We start from the raw sequence: 1,785 nt of genomic DNA, 5'->3' as shown, positions 1-1,785 counted from the left end.
TGGTTTATTTACTCATCGTGACTGAGCAACCATGCTCAAATTCCAATTCAGATCGTAGTAGTTCTTCTTCCGTTGGTAAATAATGCAAGTACTTGGGCAAAGAGTACTGTGCCTAGGGGCAGATCTTGCTTTTTTGCTTACTGCCTAGAATTTAAATTAACCAAAAAAGAACTATTTATCCCGAATGTATATTATAATATGAATATCATCAGATGATATCTTGGATTTTTAATGAAGGATGTAGGACTAGAAAACTTACTTGCATTACATGGTACGGAATATACAGAGGAAAATGGTTATTGGTACAAAATAGAGGCGTTTTTGGTCGAGCCAACTGCAGAGAGGCCTCATGGTATTAGATATAATTTAACACTACATGATAATTATAATCAGAGGATTCTAGGCTTTGATAATGCACATGGGATTAAGGTTAAAGAATGTGGTCGCTATTCGGGACGTATTATTAAATATGATCACGTTCATACATCTATAAATGATAAGGGAACCCCTTATGAGTTTGAAAATGCTGAACAGCTTTTGAGAGATTTTTTTCAAGAAATAAATTCAATTATTCAAAAATTGAATAATGGAGATAAAAAATGAAAACATTACAAGTTGGTATTATGTCACGAGATAAATTTCAAAGTCGTACTATTGAAATTGCTTCCGGGCGCTATAAACCTAAAAAAAATGAACCTAAGATTTGGTTTAGTTCAATCAAATCACTTTGTGAAGTATTGAATGAAAACAATATGAGGCTACTGAAAATAATTGATGAGCAAAAACCTGAGTCAATTAAAGAGCTTGCTGTCTTAAGTAAGCGTGAACCAGGTAATTTGAGTCGTACACTTAGTACAATGGCTCGCTACGGTATTATTGAAATGAAGAAAATTGGCAAAAACTCTAAACCAATTGCTAAGGCTTTAGATTTTAATATTCAATATAGTGCTGCTGGATAAAATATATTCTTTAATTTTGAATTATCTATAAATTCAGTATGTAACTACAATATAAAGATATTTAATTATGACTACGAAAATCGTACAAGCTCAGGTCGATAGTGACTTGAAAGATGCTGGAGAAGAAATCCTAAAGCTGTTAGGTATAACTCCTTCTCAAGCTATTAATGCATTGTATGAACAAATTGTTATGTGTAACGGTTTGCCTTTTGAACTAAAACTACCAAATAAATTATCTCGTGATGCAATTAAAGAGTTAGGAAAGGGTGGTGGCAAATCATTTTTATCTTTTAAATCAATGATTGATGATGTGGATGCTTGAAGGGATTTGTTGATCATAATTAATAAACTTCAAAGTAATCTAAATAATTTGGCGGACACTGTCGACCAAATCCATATTTAAAATGGATTGTACTGCTGGAAACATTTACATAGGGTATGTTGAAAATCTTATTGTCATTGAGTAGTCAAGGATTACTTGACTACTAACTTTGCTGTATGATTTTTGAACTTTCCGGAAATTCCGGATGTTTCAAATGGTTTTAATCTCAGCTATCAAAATTGGCGACAACCAGCATATTTTCGTTGATGAGTATAAGATAATTTCTTTGTTTATTGTTGGTTTTTGAATTTAGCACGCAGTGAGTGCCAAATTGGATTCAGATATGGAACACAGTGTGTGCCAAATCTGGATGCGTATTTATATCTGTTCCTTGTTTGTAGATTGAATAGGAATAACTTCAGCGGAATCAATTAGTTCCATACACTTTAGAATATAGTTAGTAATAAGCTGCATAGGTTTTCGTAGCCGCTCAACATCAACAAT

The 1,785-nt window shown here is 32.8% G+C and carries 3 protein-coding genes; all 3 read left to right on the top strand.

Going from position 1 to position 1,785, the window contains the following annotated elements:
• Positions 1-231: 231 nt before the first annotated feature.
• Entirely contained in the window at positions 232-603 is a 372-nt protein-coding gene (locus tag LDG_RS14415; protein ID WP_006872154.1) for a toxin-antitoxin system TumE family protein, read from the top strand.
• Positions 600-959 carry an HVO_A0114 family putative DNA-binding protein gene (locus LDG_RS14410; RefSeq protein WP_006872153.1) on the top strand — a complete coding sequence of 120 codons (360 nt, stop codon included), beginning with the start codon at positions 600-602 and terminating at the stop codon, positions 957-959. Before LDG_RS14415 ends, LDG_RS14410 begins: the two co-directional genes overlap by 4 nt.
• A 67-nt stretch (positions 960-1,026) precedes the next feature.
• Entirely contained in the window at positions 1,027-1,281 is a 255-nt protein-coding gene (locus LDG_RS14405) for a type II toxin-antitoxin system RelB/DinJ family antitoxin (RefSeq protein WP_040536081.1), read from the top strand.
• Positions 1,282-1,785 lie beyond the last annotated feature (504 nt).

This window comes from Legionella drancourtii LLAP12 (assembly GCF_000162755.2).
GTDB classification, from domain to species: domain Bacteria; phylum Pseudomonadota; class Gammaproteobacteria; order Legionellales; family Legionellaceae; genus Legionella; species Legionella drancourtii.
Note: the sequence above shows the minus strand (reverse complement) of the source record. Positions and strands in the feature narration are given on the sequence as shown.

Excerpts from the sequence above, each read along its gene's own strand:
- LDG_RS14415 (WP_006872154.1), top strand. The coding sequence starts at position 232 with ATGAAGGATGTAGGACTAGAAAACTTACTTGCATTACATGGTACGGAA.
- LDG_RS14410 (WP_006872153.1), top strand. The coding sequence starts at position 600 with ATGAAAACATTACAAGTTGGTATTATGTCACGAGATAAATTTCAAAGT.
- LDG_RS14405 (WP_040536081.1), top strand. The coding sequence starts at position 1,027 with ATGACTACGAAAATCGTACAAGCTCAGGTCGATAGTGACTTGAAAGAT.